Source organism: Arcobacter defluvii (assembly GCF_013201725.1).
Lineage (GTDB): Bacteria > Campylobacterota > Campylobacteria > Campylobacterales > Arcobacteraceae > Aliarcobacter > Aliarcobacter defluvii.
Genome location: NZ_CP053835.1, coordinates 1,999,035 through 2,014,185 on the forward strand (window position 1 = coordinate 1,999,035; position 15,151 = coordinate 2,014,185).

Below are 15,151 nucleotides of genomic sequence, written 5' to 3' on the forward strand. Positions count from 1 at the left end.
AAAAGTAACATAATTGTTATATAATAATTGCAAAAACTGTAATGGAAAAATCATGCAAACAAAAAAATTAATCTCATATTTAACTTGTGAAAAATTTCAAGATGAAATATTTGAAAAAGTTGAAGAAAGATATAAATGTACTATCATAAAAGATGCAATTATTATAAATATCAAAGAAGAACAACAAATTATTTTATTTAAATATGGTGTTTTTATATCGTGGAATGTTGAATTTGAAAATATGAAATTTTTTAAAGATTTTATAAAGAATTATGAAATTAATAGTTTTGAAACTCCTTTTATTGAAGAATTAAATTATACTTTTGAAAATGAGTTCAAAATAAATTTTGATACTATTTATCTAAATGATTTATCTTCTATTTCAAAAATTGCTATTTCTCAAGCTCTTGCACAAAATGTAAAACTTGACCAATTTGAAAAAGAACTTATAACAACAATAGAAAACAACTCAAATATTCCTCTACAACTAGCACATACAGGAAAAATAAATCTTACTAAAAAAGAGATTTCTAAAAAAATTGGAGAGCTTTTTTTAGTAAAAAGTAAAATGAATTTACACTACGATTTACTTGATACTCCAGAATTTTTCTGGGAATATCCTGAGTATGAAAATCAATATGAAAAGCTGATAAAATATCTTGATATAAAATCAAGAGTTGAAGTTTTAAATAAAAAATTAGAAATTATTCAAGAACTTTTACATGTTTTAGGTGATGAACAAAAACATAGATATTCATCTTTTTTAGAATGGATAATTATCATTCTTATTGCTTTTGAAATTGTAATAAATCTAAAAGATCATCTTTGATTTAAAGAGATTTTAAATCAGGAAAATTTGCTTTTATATTTTCCATAAAATTTATATCAGGATCATGTTTTACAGTTCTATATTTATCATCTTTTTCTAAAAAAAGATGATGATTTTCAAAATTTGTATATTCATAATGCCCTATTAAATACTCAATTGTTTTATATTTTTCTTTTAAATATTTCACAAGTTCTATATTTGATTTAAGTTGAGCTTCTGTCAAACTTTTTTTATTTCCTCCAACATTTTCTATTCCAATACTTGAAAGATTTAATCCAATTACATGTCTTGCCATATAATTTTCAGGTATTAATGAATAAATCGTTCCATCAAAATCCACAAAAAAATGTGCTGAAACATTTAATCTCCCAGCTTTTTTTATATATTTTCTATCACTTGTTAAAATTTCAGGTTTAAACTTTTCGTATGACTCTTTTAAATCATCAATTGCTGTATGATGAATTACTATAATTTTAGGGATTATATGTATATTTTCAACTTCTAAATTGTAAGAATTTTTTATATACTCTTTTGTCAATTCAACCCTTGTTTTTCCAAAGTCCAAAGGTAATTGCTTTATTTCTATTGCATTTAAATTTAATAATAAGATTGTTAATAGTAGGAATTTTTTCATATATATATTTTAGCAAAAAATTCATTTGTAAATTAAATGAATAAGATAATATAATTAAGAACTAATAAAAAGGAAATAAATGGAAAACATAAAAGAAAAATTAAAAGATATAGTTGAAAATCTGATGATTCCAGAAGTTGAAGCATATCTTGATGATTTACATAAACTTTTAGAAACAAACTCACAAACTGATGATGATAAAGAAGCGATTGAAGAAATGGAATCTTTTTTAGTTGAACTTCAAAATATTTTAGCTGTTATTGAAGAAAATAAAACAGAAGATAGTGAATATCAAAGAATTTATGATTATATTATACAAAATTTAGAAGAACATGCCCACGAACATAATGACGAACAAGAAGATTAAAAATCTACTTGTTTTCTATACTCAAAATAGCCTCTTCAACTAATAATCTTCCTACTTCAATATGAGCATGTACGAATTTTTTAATATTTAAATCTTTAAGTTGAATTTTTTCATCAATAGACTCAATTTTCAATAAAATATTTGCATCTTTATGAAAATTTAAAACTGCTTCACAAATTAATCTTTTTCTATGTGTATCACTTACAGTTATAATCACACTTGAAGCTTCATCAACTTTTAAAGACTCCAAAACAGGAAGTTTATCTAAGTGACCAAAATAAGCCATATAACCAAGTTTTCTTCCAAGTAATACATGTCTTAAATCATCTGAAATAATTACAAAAGGAATATTTCTTTCACTTAAATCTCTTGCAATTACTCGTCCTAAAATAGAAAAACCACAAATAACAACATGATTTTTTACTTTAATTGGTGTAATTTTATCCGATTCATAAAACTCAACTACAAAATATGAAGCTATTTTATATATGTTATTTATAATAAATGGTGTCAGAATCATAGATAACACTGAAACTAAGATTAAAAAACTTGCTGTTTCATGAGAAAGAATATTATTACTAGAAGCTAATGCAAATATTGCAAATGAAAATTCTCCAACTTGACAAAGTGCTAATGCTGATTTAACAGCTGTACTTTTATCCGATTTTCTTCTAATTATTACATAAACTACTAAAGCTTTTATCACCATTACTGCAATAAAAATAAGTAAAATTATATGAACATTATATAAAAAATATAATGCATCTATTTTTGTTCCAACACTAAAGAAAAATGTACCTAAAAGTAAATCTTTATAACTTGCTATATCTGATTCTACTTTTACACTAAAGTTTGTATCAGAAATAATCATCCCAGCTATAAATGCTCCTAAAGAATATGTAAATCCCATTTCATGTGCTAAAAGAGAAGTTCCAATAACGATTGATAAAACTGCTCCTAAAAACAACTCTTCAATTCTACTATTTGAAGCAAATTTTAAAAGCCAAGAGATTAGTTTTTTACCTATTGTAAACATAAATAAAATAATAATTACCGCTGATATAAAAGTTTTTGTTAAAACTTCACCAATTGATAAAGTATCATTTGTTAAAAATGTAATAAGTAATAAAATTGGAATTACAGCTAAATCTTGAAAAATCAAAATTGCTGTTGATTTTTCTCCATAAGGTGTATGAATATCTTTTGACTGTTTTAAATATGTTAAAACAATCGCAGTTGAAGATAAAGAAAAAGCTAAAGAGACTATCAAAGAAACTTCGACACTTAATTTAAAAATATAAAAACTAACTAAATAAATCAATATTGCACTAATACTTACTTGTAAAAAACCATTTAATAAAAGAATTTCTTTCATCTTTTTGATTTTATCAACACTCATTTCAAGTCCAATTGTGAACATCAAAAAAACTATACCAAACTCAGCAATTAACTCTAAAGAACCAATATCAACGCCATTAAAATTAAATCCATAACTTATTAAAGTACCAGTTAGAATATAACCTATTATATGAGAAATTCCAAATCTTTTTAAAATTATATTTAAAATTGTTGCTGTTGAAATAGTCAAAAACAATGTAAATAGTGTCTGTTCCATCTTCCTCTTTCTATATTTTTGTATAAAATTATATCTTATTTAAATTGTTTATTTTATATTTGTATGTATAATATTTATTCATTAATTAAATCAATTTTTTTTTGATATAATTGCACCAAAGGATTTTATATGAAAAAAACGTTCCAACTAAATGTGGCAAACAAAAATAGAGATAGACAAGTTGAATCTATCAAAAATGAAGTAAGAAAATATATAAAAAGAGAAAAAAGTAAAAGACCTCCAGAAGGTTTTAATTTTTGGGCTTTTGATTGTAAGTTTGGAAAAACAGAACAAGAAGCTGAAGAGATAAAATTTGTTGATGTTACAAAATCTATTGATTTTGCTGCTAATGAAAATTATGATAGTTTTTTTATTGAACTTGTGGCAAGAGCAGATATAAAAAAAATAAAAGAAAAAAATGAAACAAATAATGAAGAAGAGGAAGAAATAGAAGATTAACATTCTTCTATCTTTTTTAATTAAGAAGAATTACTTACTAAATAAAATGAAAATCAGAAAAAACTTAATATTATTGAAAATAGCAATTTTTGGATTGTTAAATATTTTTAATTAAGTTATTGTTTTAAAAATAAAAGAAATAGGAGAGAAGATGAGTTTTGTATCAAGCGCAAATCTAAAAGAAGCAGATAATGAAGTATTTTCAATAATAGAAAATGAATTAAAAAGACAAACAAATCATTTAGAAATGATTGCTAGTGAAAACTTCACTAGTCCTGCTGTTATGCAAGCTATGGGTTCTGTTTTTACTAACAAATATGCTGAGGGTTATCCTTATAAAAGATATTATGGTGGTTGTGAGTTTGCTGATGCTGTTGAGCAATTAGCAATTGATAGAGCTTGTAAAATCTTTGGTTGTACTTATGCTAATGTTCAACCTCATTCAGGAAGCCAAGCTAATGGTGCTGTTTATGCTGCATTATTAAGTGCTGGTGATAAAATCTTAGGTATGGATTTATCTCATGGTGGACATTTAACTCATGGTTCTAAACCTTCATTCTCTGGTAAAAACTATTCTGCTTTTTATTATGGTGTTGAATTAGATGGTAGAATCAATTATGACAAAGTTATGGAAATTGCAAAAATTTGTCAACCAAAAATCATTGTATGTGGTGCTTCTGCTTACGCAAGAGAAATTGACTTTAAAAAATTTAGAGAAATAGCTGATGCTGTTGGTGCTATTTTATTTGCTGATATTGCTCACATTGCAGGACTTGTTGCTGCTGGTGAACACATGAGTCCATTTCCTTATGCTGATGTTGTTACAACTACTACTCACAAGACTTTAAGAGGTCCAAGAGGTGGTATGATTATGACAAATGATGAAGATATTGCTAAAAAAATAAATAGTGCTATTTTCCCAGGATTACAAGGTGGACCATTAGTTCATGTAATTGCTGCCAAAGCTGTTGCATTTAAAGAGATTTTAGATCCATCATGGAAAGATTATGCAAAACAAGTAAAAGCAAATGCAAAAGTATTAGCAGAAGTTCTTACAAAAAGAGGATATGATATTGTTTCAGGTGGAACAGATAATCACTTAATTTTAGTAAGTTTTTTAAATAAACCATTCAGTGGAAAAGATGCAGATGCAGCTTTAGGAAATGCAGGGATTACTGTAAATAAAAATACAGTTCCAGGTGAGACAAGAAGTCCATTTGTAACATCAGGGATTAGAATAGGAAGTCCAGCATTAACTGCACGTGGGATGAAAGAAAAAGAGTTTGAAATTATTGCAAACAAAATTTGCGATGTATTAGATAACATTGAAGATTCAGCATTACATGCTAAAATCAGCAAAGAGTTAGAAGAATTAGCTTCTGGTTTTGTGATTTACAATCAATCGACTTTCTAGGATTTTATAAATTGGAGTATTAATGCCTACTTTAGATACTACTTATAAACAAATTGAAAAGGCAATAAAATATATTGATGAAAACTTCAAGGAACATCCAAGTGTTGAGGAAGTTGCCAAAAATATAGGTATGAGTAAATTTCATTTTATAAGAGTTTTCAAAGAGTATGTGGGTGTTACTCCAAAACAATTTTTACATTGCGTAACGCTAAATTATGCAAAAGAGCACATAAAAGAGTCCAAATCCATACTAGATAGTAGTTTGGATATTGGACTATCTAGTACAAGCAGACTTCACGAACTTTTTGTAAACTTGATTGGAGTTACTCCCAAAGAATGGAAAGAAAAAGGTAAAGATGTACAAATCACTTATGGTTTTGGACAAACTCCTTTTGGTGAAGCTTTGATTGGATTTACAGATAAAGGAATCTGCTATTTAGGTTTTATTGATGAAAATAAAACTGAAATTTTTAATCGTTTTAATGAACTTTGGGAAAATGCAAATTTAGTTCACGATGAAACTGCTGCAAATGAATACTTAGAAAATATCTTCATAAAAAATAAAAAATATAACCTTTTTGTAAAAGGAACAAATCTTCAAATAAACGTTTGGAAAGCCTTATTAAATCTACCAAATGGAATAGTTGCAACATATCAAGATATTGCTAATTATCTAGATAAACCAAAGGCTGTAAGAGCGATTGCAAGTGCTATTGGAAGAAATCATATTGGTTATTTGATTCCTTGCCACAGAGTTATCGCTAAAAGTGGAGCTATGAGTGGATATAGATGGGGAATTGAACGAAAAAAAATCCTAATCGCTTACGAATCTGTAAAAGAAAATAGTTAAAAAATTGTCTTATTTTTTAATTTAAACTATTTTTCCTAATTTGAGTTATTGTTTTACCCTATTTCATAATTATCTGTTGAAATTTCTCTTCAATTAAATATTTTTGAAAAAAATTCAGTAATTCCTTTTCATAATTCTTCTTTTTGTTATTTTGTTACTTACCATCTTCATACATCATTTTTATATTTATTCACTGGTAGTGATAAATTAGTTAAATATAAAATAATAAAGTTGAATATAAAATAATCTGTATTTAAATTATTTTTGTGTACCATAAGCCCATTTCTATAAAAAGGGATAGAAGAATGGGAAATGAATATAATGTAATAGAAGAAGGCGTAATAACTTGTGCTTGTGGAGGAAATGTAACTCTAATTTCAACTGCATCAAACTTAAAAATAGCAGGTAAAAAACCTTTATACCTAAAAGATATGCTAGGAGCATCTGTTTCTTGTCCAAGAAGTAAAAATCCTTGTACAAAAGTAGTGAGTATCTCAACAGCAGGAACAGAAGTGAATGTATCAGCATCGGATTTAACATATCTTCTAAGAACAGATGGATTTAAAACAGATAAAGGAAGAGCTGTAATTTTGAAAGATCCTGGACAAGAAACTTCAAAAATATTATCTATTCCAACTGAAGAAAATTTAGATGTTACTGAAGTGCAAAAAGTTTTAAAAGAAGAGAAAAATAGGATTGAAGAAGAAATAGAAACAAAATATAAACTTTATCTTTTAAGAAAATCTGAAAAAATATATAAACCAATACGTCCTTCAAGAGCTTTCAGAAAAACAAATGAGACATATGAAATAAATAAAAAAGAAACAAAATTTAATAATATTTATTCTCATACTTTAGCTTTTGTATATTTAGTAAAAAATAATGAATATCTAGAGTACAAAATTTGTAGTAATGGAGGAATAAATGCTGAAAGAGTAAAAGATATATATTATCATGATACAAAAAATGAAGTTTTAAGAAGATTTATTCCTTTAGAAGAGGATACAAGCTATCAAGTTTATTATAGTAACTTCCAATTAAAAAGTTTAACGGATATACAAAAACTTCCAGAGCTTAAAATAAATCCAAAAACATTAGATAAAAAAAGTGGAATCTATATAAAAGATATAGATAGTATAGATAAAAATGAAATTGAACAAAAACTTATAGATGCACAAAAAACCCAAAATGGAGAAAAAAATTCAAATATCATAGTAGGTTTTTTAGAAGATATTATAGGAGAAATAGAAGATTTATATGAAAAATATTATACAAACTATAAACTTGCTTTCACCCATAATAAAGCTATTTTTGATGGTATAAAAAAGAAAAACTCATATGCCTATACTATTGCAAATTTAGTAGATTATTTTTATGTTTCCTCTTATGAAAATAAAGAATATAGAGATAATCTCTTTATTCTAAAAAATTGCTATAGTAAATTTATAGAGATGATTTTTTTTGAGAAAAAGCTTTATAATTATGTACTTGATTTAAAAGATATAGAAAATATAGTTCATAAAGATACCCATAAAAAAGCTTTTGCTTTTTATAAAATATTGGAAAACTATAAAAAAGACTTTTTCTCTTTTAAATATCTTTTCCCTTTTAAAAGAGATACTGTTGGCAACTCAGCATTTAGATATACAAATAATTATATTTATAGTATTCCTTATATGAAAAATAGATCAACAAACAGTTACTTTATAAAGTATGAAAATCTTTTTTATCATATTGATCAAAATCGGAAAACAAAATCCTTGATGAAATTTACAGGAAATGATGATTATACCTTAGTAAAAAAGGATGCTGAACAAGTTTTGGCTCATATAGTTTTTTGTTTGTTCTTTCTAGATGATTTTGAAGAAGATATAAAAAATCTTATAGATTATTCAAATCTAGTAAAAATAAGAAATGAGTTTTTGATAGCTTATAGAAAAATAGTTCCATTACCAAATATAGGACAAAATACTAGTTCTAATGTAAAACATTTAATAGAAGAACAAGAGTTTTATAATCTGACTGTTTTAAAACAAAATAATGAATCAAAAAAAAACAATAAAAGTTTTTTAGGAGTATTAAAAAAAACTGATAATCACTTTTTAGAAGATTATAAACAAATAGATAATCATCATATTATGAAATCTTTTGATTATGATTATAAAGTAGGTTTTAAAAGCAATCTGCTTTATATACCAAAAAATATTCAGTATTATCAAGAAAAAGAAATTACTTCTCCTAAAAGTATATTAAGAACTATTAAAACAAAGTTTTCTGAAAGAAGTCTAAAAAAGTTACTTATAGAATATCAAAGTTGCAATATAGATAGATTTGAATATGTAGTAGGAAGTATGAATATTATCTATTCTCTTTGCTCAACAAAAATTGCTTTAGATGAAGAAGTAGCAGTAAATGGAATATTTGCTAGTGAAGATATTGAATATCTTTTAAATTTTACTGATGATATAGTAGAAAAAAAGATAAAATTAGAAGATTCAAAAAAAGAATTACTTTTAAAATATCAAATTTCAGAATATTTTGATGAATATCTTATCAAACAACTTTTAAATGAACTACTTTTCTTAAAATCAAATGAAACTGCTAAAACTAAAGCTCAAACCTTTTTTAATAGATATCAAAATCTAGCAAAAAAAACTATGAGTGAAGAAAATGAAAAGATAGAGCCTTTAGATTTAGATAAAGATATTAAGAAATTAGAAAAAGAGTTTTATTCAAGCTTAAAATTTATCTCAGGAGTAACAGACCAGATTGATAAAAGTTTAGATAAATTTTTGGAAGAATATAAAGATAAAGAACTTTTACCTGAAATAGGGATATCCAAATCAAGAGCCTTACAATTAGGATTAGCCTTTAAAGGCTACTCTGCTATGTTAGCAATAGCTTCAATAAAAGAGTATATCTACGATAATAAAAATAAAGATATAAAATCAACAATAGGCTTTGTAAATGATTTTGCGGGACTAAATAGTGCTTTAGTAGGAATAATGCAAAATAAAGAGTTTGGAAACATGGCACAAGCTTTTTTAAATAAAATGAATAAAAAATTAGGTGGAAAAGAGCTAATAAAAATAAACCTTGCTAATAATGAATTTCTAGCAGGATCAGGAAAAGCTCTCGCAAAAGTATCTGCATATACAGTAATAATTATCTCTGTACTTGATGCAATGAAATATAAAAAGAATGAAGATTATGATGCTTTTGCTGCAACAGTTGGAATGATTACTTTAAATATTGTAGCTCTTTTTGTAACAAGCGGAACACCTTTGGTTGTATTTGTATCGTTAAGTTCTATTGTATATGCAATAGTTATGTTAAAAGTTATAGATAGTGCTTTTGAAAGCTATCTAAAAAGATCTTTATTTTATAAAGATGATATTTATCTAAAAAGTAAAGATAAAACAATAAAAGGTTTTTCCGCAAAATATCTTTTAGAAACAACAAATAAAAAAGAAAAATTAAAAACTATAAATAGTGAAGGTTTTACAAGTGCTAAAAAGATAATGGATTTTATAGGAGAAAACTATAAAACAAATGAGTTATATTTTGATACAGCTTTAAATAATGAACTAAGTTTTTTAAAATCTTCTTTATATGGATATAAGTTGGAAAAAACAGAGCTTAAAACAGAACAAAGAATAAGAAATATACAAGGAGTGGAGATAAGCTTTAGAAGTTATGAGGGGATTAAGATACCGAGTATTATTGTAACTGACGATGAGTTTAAATTATATTTCTCACCCTATGGAGATGAATATATTCAATTTATTGGTGACTTAATCAAAGAAGAAGATAGCTATCTTTTTAATATATTCCCTAAAGATACCCCTTATTATAATGTAAGAACTTTAGTCAATAACCTTAAAAATGCGAACCATACCTCATATATCATAATAAAATCCTCTTTAATAGATTTTAAATATAAGGTAGAATTAATAGATACAAATAAACCATCACTAAATTGTGATATAACAATATATTTTTTGGAACAAATAAGTTTTGAACCAAATGATGAACAACTAATCAAAGGAGCACAATAATGATACAAAAATTCTTTAAACTTACTTTATTGCTATTACTAACTCTTAGCTTTTCTGCTTGTGAGGACAAATCTTCAAACAGTCAAGCAGAGAAAAAAGAAGAACAAGTTAAATTTACCCCTAAATTACCTATTCCAAGTGGTTCACAAGAGATAAGAGATGCAAAATTAAATATAGTTTCATTATGGTATGACGCAAAAAATGACCCAATCCCAGCGATGAAAATAGGATATGCCTATTCAGAAAAGTTACATGATTATGAAAAAGCTTTAGAATGGTACAAATATGCTGATTCAATGATTCCTTTAGGTGAAAACTCTTATTTTGCTTGTTATGCTTTACAACAACTAAAAAAATATGATGAAGCTATATCTTGGTGTCAAAAAGCTATTGATTTAAAATGGAATGAAGCTTTATATCAATTAGGAACTGTTTATTATAAAAAAAATGATTTTGATAATGCTTTAAAATGGTTTACTAAAGCATATGAAAAAGGAGAAAAAATTGCAGTAACTAGTATTGGACTTAGCAATACAAAACTTGGTAATATTCTAGAAGCTGAAAAATGGTACAAAAAAGGAGTTGAAGAAAGTAATGTAGACTCTTATCATAATATTGGAAGATTCTATTTCCATACAATGAAAGATAATCTAAAAGCGAGTGCTTATTCTATTGCATTAATAGATACAAAATATACTAAAAAATCTGTTTTAAGAGTTTTACAAGATGAATGGAAAATCCCAAATGATATTATTCAGAAAGGTTATGAACTTCAACTATCATCAGATGAATTTCCTATTAAATTCAAAGGTGATTTAGGATTATGATAAAAGGCATAATAAAAGTAATTTTATTACTATTACTAACTCTTACCTTTAGTGCTTGCGAAGAAAAATCTTCACAAGAAAGCAAAACCCAAGAAATAGTCTATATAGCAACTTTGTCTATGCCAGAATGGGATAAAATAGCAAAGAGTAAACTTGATGGTTACACTGCAAATTGGCACGACGCAAAACATGACCCAATCCCAGCAACCCAAATAGGTTATGCTTATGCAAATAAATTACAAGATTATGAAAAAGCTTTAGAGTGGTTTGAATACTCAAACTCAATGAAACCAACAGCAGATAATTCTGCTTATGCGTGTTATGTGCTTCAAGAAATGAAACAATATGATAAAGCTATCAAATGGTGTAATGACTCAATCATTCAAGAAAGCAATAAAGAAGCATTGTTTATGCTTGGGACTGTATATTATGATGTTGAACAATATAATAAAGCAATAGAATATTATAAATTATCTGCAAATAAAGGTTTTACAGATGCTTTAACAAATATAGGATATATCTATGAAGAAAAATTAAAAGATTATAAAGAAGCTGAACAATGGTACTTAAAAGCAGTAAAAGAAAAAAGCTATAAAGGATTTCATGGATTATCTTATCTATATTATTCAAAATTAAATGATAATGTAAAATCAAGTGCATATGCTATAGCTTTAATAGGAACAAAATATTCTCAACGTTCAGTTTTAAAGATACTTCAAAAAGAAAGAAAAATCCCAAATGATATTATTCAGAAAGGTTATGAACTTCAACTATCATCAGATGAATTTCCTATTAAATTCAAAGGTGATTTAGAATTATGATAAAAGGCATAATAAAAGTAATTTTATTACTATTACTAACTCTTACCTTTAGTGCTTGCGAAGAGAAATCTTCACAAGAAAGCAAAACTCAAGAAATAGTTTATATAGCAACTTTACCTATACCAGAATCTGAAAATTTAAGAAAAATGGGACTAATTAGTTTATGGTATGACGCCAAATACGACCCAATCCCAGCAACCCAAATAGGTTATGCTTATGCAAATAAACTACAAGATTATGAAAAAGCTTTACAGTGGTTTGAATACTCAAACTCTATGAAACCAACAGCAGATAATTCTGCTTATGCGTGTAGTGCTTTACAACAATTAAAGCAATATGAAAAAGCATTAACATGGTGTAATAATGCCATAAGTCTAGGTAGTACACAAGTATTTATAGTTTTAGCTTCAATCTATAATGAACAAGAAAATTATCAAGAAACAGAAAAATGGCTTTTAAAGGCTTTTGATTCAAAAAATAAAGATGCACCAATATCATTAGGGTATTTGTATGCAAACAATTTAAAAGATTATGTAAAAGCAGAACAATATTATAAAGAAGCTATAAAAATAAGAGATTTAGAAGCATTTCATAATCTTTCAAGGCTGTATCATCATAATTTACATGATGATATCAAAGCTTCTGCTTATGCTATAGCTTTAATAGGAACAAAATATTCTCAACGTTCAGTTTTAAAGATACTTCAAAAAGAAAGAAAAATCCCAAATGAAACAATAAAAAAAGGTTATGAACTTCAACTAACATCAGATGAATTTCCTATTAAATTCAAAGGTGATTTAGGATTATGATAAAAGGCATAATAAAAGTAATTTTAGTAATATTTATAGTATTTAGTTTTAGTGCTTGTGAGGACAAATCTTCAAACAGTCAAGCAGAGAAAAAAGAAGAACAAGTAAAGTTTACCCCTAAACTAAAAATGCCTGAGTGGGATAAAGACGGAGGAAAGAAAATCTGGGATGAGTATAAAAATTGGCACGACGCAAAAAACGACCCAATCCCAGCAACCAAAATAGGATATGCCTATTCAGAAAAGTTACATGATTATGAAAAAGCTTTAGAATGGTACAAATATGCTGATTCAATGATTCCTTTAGGTGAAAACTCTTATTTTGCTTGTTATGCTTTACAACAACTAAAAAAATATGATGAAGCTATATCTTGGTGTCAAAAAGCTATTGATTTAAAATGGAATGAAGCTTTATTTAGAATGGGAGATATTTATAAAGAATTAAATAATTATGAGAAAGCTATTTCATACTATGAACAATCATTTGAAAAATCAAAAGATAAAATCTCTGCAAATAATTTAGGATTTATTTTTTCTAGAAAATTAAATAATTATCAAGAAGCTGAAAAATGGTATAAAAAAGCAATTAAGTTAGACAATTATGAATCATATAAAAATATTTCTAGTTTATACCATGAAAAATTAAAAGATGATATAAAAGCTTCAGCTTATGCAATTGCAGTAATAGATACAAAATATACAAAATCCTCAGTTTTAAGAGTTTTACAAAATGAAATGAAAATCCCAAATGAAACAATAAAAAAAGGATATGAACTTCAACTAAACTCTGATGAATTTCCTATTAAATTCAAAGGTGATTTAGGATTATGATAAAAGGCATAATAAAAGTAATTTTAGTAATATTTATAGTATTTAGTTTTAATGCTTGTGAGGACAAATCTTCACAAGAAAGCAAAAGCCAAGAAATAGTCTATATAGCAACTTTACCTATGCCAGAATGGGATGAAGTAGGTGGGAAGAAAATATGGGATGCATATAAAAATTGGCACGACGCCAAACATGACCCAATCCCAGCAACCCAAATAGGTTATGCTTATGCAAATAAATTACAAGATTATGAAAAAGCTTTACAGTGGTTTGAATACTCAAACTCTATGAAACCAACAGCAGATAATTCTGCTTATGCGTGTTATGTACTTCAAGAAATGAAACAATATGATAAAGCTATCAAATGGTGTAATGACTCAATCATTCAAGAAAGCAATAAAGAAGCATTGTTTATGCTTGGGACTGTATATTATGATGTTGAACAATATAATAAAGCAATAGAATATTATAAATTATCTGCAAATAAAGGTTTTACAGATGCTTTAACAAATATAGGATATATCTATGAAGAAAAATTAAAAGATTATAAAGAAGCTGAACAATGGTACTTAAAAGCAGTAAAAGAAAAAAGCTATAAAGGATTTCATGGATTATCTTATCTATATTATTCAAAATTAAATGATAATGTAAAATCAAGTGCATATGCTATAGCTTTAATAGGAACAAAATATTCTCAACGTTCAGTTTTAAAGATACTTCAAAAAGAAAGAAAAATCCCAAATGAAACAATAAAAAAAGGTTATGAACTTCAACTAACATCAGATGAATTTCCTATTAAATATAAAGGTAATTTAGGATTATGATAAAAGGCATAATAAAAGTAATTTTATTACTATTACTAACTCTTACCTTTTGTGCTTGCGAAGAGAAATCTTCACAAGAAAGCAAAACTCAAGAAATAGTTTATATAGCAACTTTACCTATACCAGAATCTGAAAATTTAAGAAAAATGGGACTAATTAGTTTATGGTATGACGCCAAATCCGACCCAATCCCAGCAACCCAAATAGGTTATGCTTATGCAAATAAATTACAAGATTATGAAAAAGCATTACAGTGGTTTGAATACTCAAACTCTATGAAACCAACAGCAGATAACTCTGCTTATGCGTGTTATGTGCTTCAAGAAATGAAACAATATGATAAAGCTATCAAATGGTGTAATGACTCAATCATTCAAGAAAGCAATAAAGAAGCATTGTTTATGCTTGGGACTATATATGAAGATACACAAAAATATGATAAGGCAATAGAATATTATAAATTATCTGCAAATAAAGGTTATGTAAATGCAATGAATAACTTAGGGTTTGTTTATAATGAAAAATTAAAAGATTATAACCTAGCAGAACAATGGTATTTAAAAGCAGTAAAAAAAAGAAATTATACAGCTTTTAATAATATAGCTCTTTTTTATCATGAAGATTTACATGATGATATCAAAGCTTCTGCTTATGCTATAGCTTTAATAGGAAATAAATATAGTTATCAATCGGTTATGAATTTATTAAAAAAAGATTGGCAAATCCCAAATGAAATCATAAAAAAAGGTTATGAACTTCAACTAACATCAGATGAATTTCCTATTAAATATAAAGAAAATCTAAATTTAGAGTAAAT

14 protein-coding genes are annotated in these 15,151 nt (G+C 26.2%); 12 read left to right on the top strand and 2 right to left on the bottom strand.

Translation table 11 applies throughout. The annotated features are described in order from the left end of the window. Positions 1 to 52 precede the first annotated feature (52 nt). Positions 53 to 829, top strand: a complete 777-nt coding sequence (locus tag ADFLV_RS09970; RefSeq protein WP_014474654.1) for an RMD1 family protein — start codon at positions 53 to 55, stop codon at positions 827 to 829. Between the two features lies 1 nt (position 830). Here the strand turns inward: ADFLV_RS09970 and ADFLV_RS09975 are convergent, their stop codons facing one another. Beyond that, positions 831 to 1,463 (bottom strand): peptidoglycan recognition protein family protein, encoded by a 633-nt coding sequence (locus tag ADFLV_RS09975; protein ID WP_041654836.1) that lies wholly within the window; start codon positions 1,461 to 1,463, stop codon positions 831 to 833. 79 nt (positions 1,464 to 1,542) lie between these two features. On the opposite strand from ADFLV_RS09975, the gene ADFLV_RS09980 reads away from it, so the two are divergent. Continuing rightward, positions 1,543 to 1,830 carry a hypothetical protein gene (locus tag ADFLV_RS09980; RefSeq protein WP_014474656.1) on the top strand — a complete coding sequence of 96 codons (288 nt, stop codon included), beginning with the start codon at positions 1,543 to 1,545 and terminating at the stop codon, positions 1,828 to 1,830. Between the two features lie 4 nt (positions 1,831 to 1,834). Here the strand turns inward: ADFLV_RS09980 and ADFLV_RS09985 are convergent, their stop codons facing one another. Continuing rightward, the gene (locus ADFLV_RS09985; RefSeq protein WP_129011371.1) at positions 1,835 to 3,445 is read right to left on the bottom strand and encodes a cation:proton antiporter domain-containing protein; all 1,611 of its coding nucleotides are present in this window, start codon (positions 3,443 to 3,445) and stop codon (positions 1,835 to 1,837) included. A gap of 129 nt (positions 3,446 to 3,574) precedes the next feature. Between ADFLV_RS09985 and ADFLV_RS09990 the strand changes: the two genes are divergently transcribed. From ADFLV_RS09990 to ADFLV_RS10035, 10 genes are all read left to right on the top strand, one after another. Continuing rightward, entirely contained in the window at positions 3,575 to 3,904 is a 330-nt protein-coding gene (locus ADFLV_RS09990; RefSeq protein ID WP_014474658.1) for a DUF6172 family protein, read from the top strand. A gap of 151 nt (positions 3,905 to 4,055) precedes the next feature. Then, a complete protein-coding gene (locus ADFLV_RS09995) occupies positions 4,056 to 5,318 on the top strand; it encodes a serine hydroxymethyltransferase (protein WP_129011372.1) in 1,263 nt (420 codons plus the stop codon). Positions 5,319 to 5,340: 22 nt separating this feature from the next. Beyond that, entirely contained in the window at positions 5,341 to 6,168 is an 828-nt protein-coding gene (locus tag ADFLV_RS10000; protein WP_014474659.1) for a bifunctional helix-turn-helix domain-containing protein/methylated-DNA--[protein]-cysteine S-methyltransferase, read from the top strand. 305 nt (positions 6,169 to 6,473) lie between these two features. After that, positions 6,474 to 10,226: a hypothetical protein gene (locus tag ADFLV_RS10005; RefSeq protein ID WP_129011373.1), complete on the top strand. Its 3,753-nt coding sequence runs from the start codon at positions 6,474 to 6,476 to the stop codon at positions 10,224 to 10,226. Beyond that, complete coding sequence (locus ADFLV_RS10010; protein WP_129011374.1) at positions 10,226 to 11,053, top strand: tetratricopeptide repeat protein; 828 nt, start codon at positions 10,226 to 10,228, stop codon at positions 11,051 to 11,053. The genes ADFLV_RS10005 and ADFLV_RS10010 overlap by 1 nt, the downstream gene beginning before the upstream one ends. Further along, positions 11,050 to 11,874 carry a tetratricopeptide repeat protein gene (locus tag ADFLV_RS10015; RefSeq protein WP_129011375.1) on the top strand — a complete coding sequence of 275 codons (825 nt, stop codon included), beginning with the start codon at positions 11,050 to 11,052 and terminating at the stop codon, positions 11,872 to 11,874. The genes ADFLV_RS10010 and ADFLV_RS10015 overlap by 4 nt, the downstream gene beginning before the upstream one ends. Beyond that, entirely contained in the window at positions 11,871 to 12,683 is an 813-nt protein-coding gene (locus ADFLV_RS10020; protein ID WP_172658784.1) for a tetratricopeptide repeat protein, read from the top strand. The genes ADFLV_RS10015 and ADFLV_RS10020 overlap by 4 nt, the downstream gene beginning before the upstream one ends. Then, positions 12,680 to 13,513 (top strand): tetratricopeptide repeat protein, encoded by an 834-nt coding sequence (locus ADFLV_RS10025; protein WP_129012245.1) that lies wholly within the window; start codon positions 12,680 to 12,682, stop codon positions 13,511 to 13,513. The genes ADFLV_RS10020 and ADFLV_RS10025 overlap by 4 nt, the downstream gene beginning before the upstream one ends. Then, positions 13,510 to 14,334: a tetratricopeptide repeat protein gene (locus tag ADFLV_RS10030; protein WP_172658785.1), complete on the top strand. Its 825-nt coding sequence runs from the start codon at positions 13,510 to 13,512 to the stop codon at positions 14,332 to 14,334. Before ADFLV_RS10025 ends, ADFLV_RS10030 begins: the two co-directional genes overlap by 4 nt. Then, a complete protein-coding gene (locus ADFLV_RS10035; protein ID WP_172658786.1) occupies positions 14,331 to 15,149 on the top strand; it encodes a tetratricopeptide repeat protein in 819 nt (272 codons plus the stop codon). Before ADFLV_RS10030 ends, ADFLV_RS10035 begins: the two co-directional genes overlap by 4 nt. Positions 15,150 to 15,151 lie beyond the last annotated feature (2 nt).

Bases quoted from the DNA above. Each gene is read 5' to 3' on its own strand.
- ADFLV_RS09970 (WP_014474654.1), top strand. From the start codon at position 53: ATGCAAACAAAAAAATTAATCTCATATTTAACTTGTGAAAAATTTCAA.
- ADFLV_RS09975 (WP_041654836.1), bottom strand. From the start codon at position 1,463: ATGAAAAAATTCCTACTATTAACAATCTTATTATTAAATTTAAATGCA.
- ADFLV_RS09980 (WP_014474656.1), top strand. From the start codon at position 1,543: ATGGAAAACATAAAAGAAAAATTAAAAGATATAGTTGAAAATCTGATG.
- ADFLV_RS09985 (WP_129011371.1), bottom strand. From the start codon at position 3,445: ATGGAACAGACACTATTTACATTGTTTTTGACTATTTCAACAGCAACA.
- ADFLV_RS09990 (WP_014474658.1), top strand. From the start codon at position 3,575: ATGAAAAAAACGTTCCAACTAAATGTGGCAAACAAAAATAGAGATAGA.
- ADFLV_RS09995 (WP_129011372.1), top strand. From the start codon at position 4,056: ATGAGTTTTGTATCAAGCGCAAATCTAAAAGAAGCAGATAATGAAGTA.
- ADFLV_RS10000 (WP_014474659.1), top strand. From the start codon at position 5,341: ATGCCTACTTTAGATACTACTTATAAACAAATTGAAAAGGCAATAAAA.
- ADFLV_RS10005 (WP_129011373.1), top strand. From the start codon at position 6,474: ATGGGAAATGAATATAATGTAATAGAAGAAGGCGTAATAACTTGTGCT.
- ADFLV_RS10010 (WP_129011374.1), top strand. From the start codon at position 10,226: ATGATACAAAAATTCTTTAAACTTACTTTATTGCTATTACTAACTCTT.
- ADFLV_RS10015 (WP_129011375.1), top strand. From the start codon at position 11,050: ATGATAAAAGGCATAATAAAAGTAATTTTATTACTATTACTAACTCTT.
- ADFLV_RS10020 (WP_172658784.1), top strand. From the start codon at position 11,871: ATGATAAAAGGCATAATAAAAGTAATTTTATTACTATTACTAACTCTT.
- ADFLV_RS10025 (WP_129012245.1), top strand. From the start codon at position 12,680: ATGATAAAAGGCATAATAAAAGTAATTTTAGTAATATTTATAGTATTT.
- ADFLV_RS10030 (WP_172658785.1), top strand. From the start codon at position 13,510: ATGATAAAAGGCATAATAAAAGTAATTTTAGTAATATTTATAGTATTT.
- ADFLV_RS10035 (WP_172658786.1), top strand. From the start codon at position 14,331: ATGATAAAAGGCATAATAAAAGTAATTTTATTACTATTACTAACTCTT.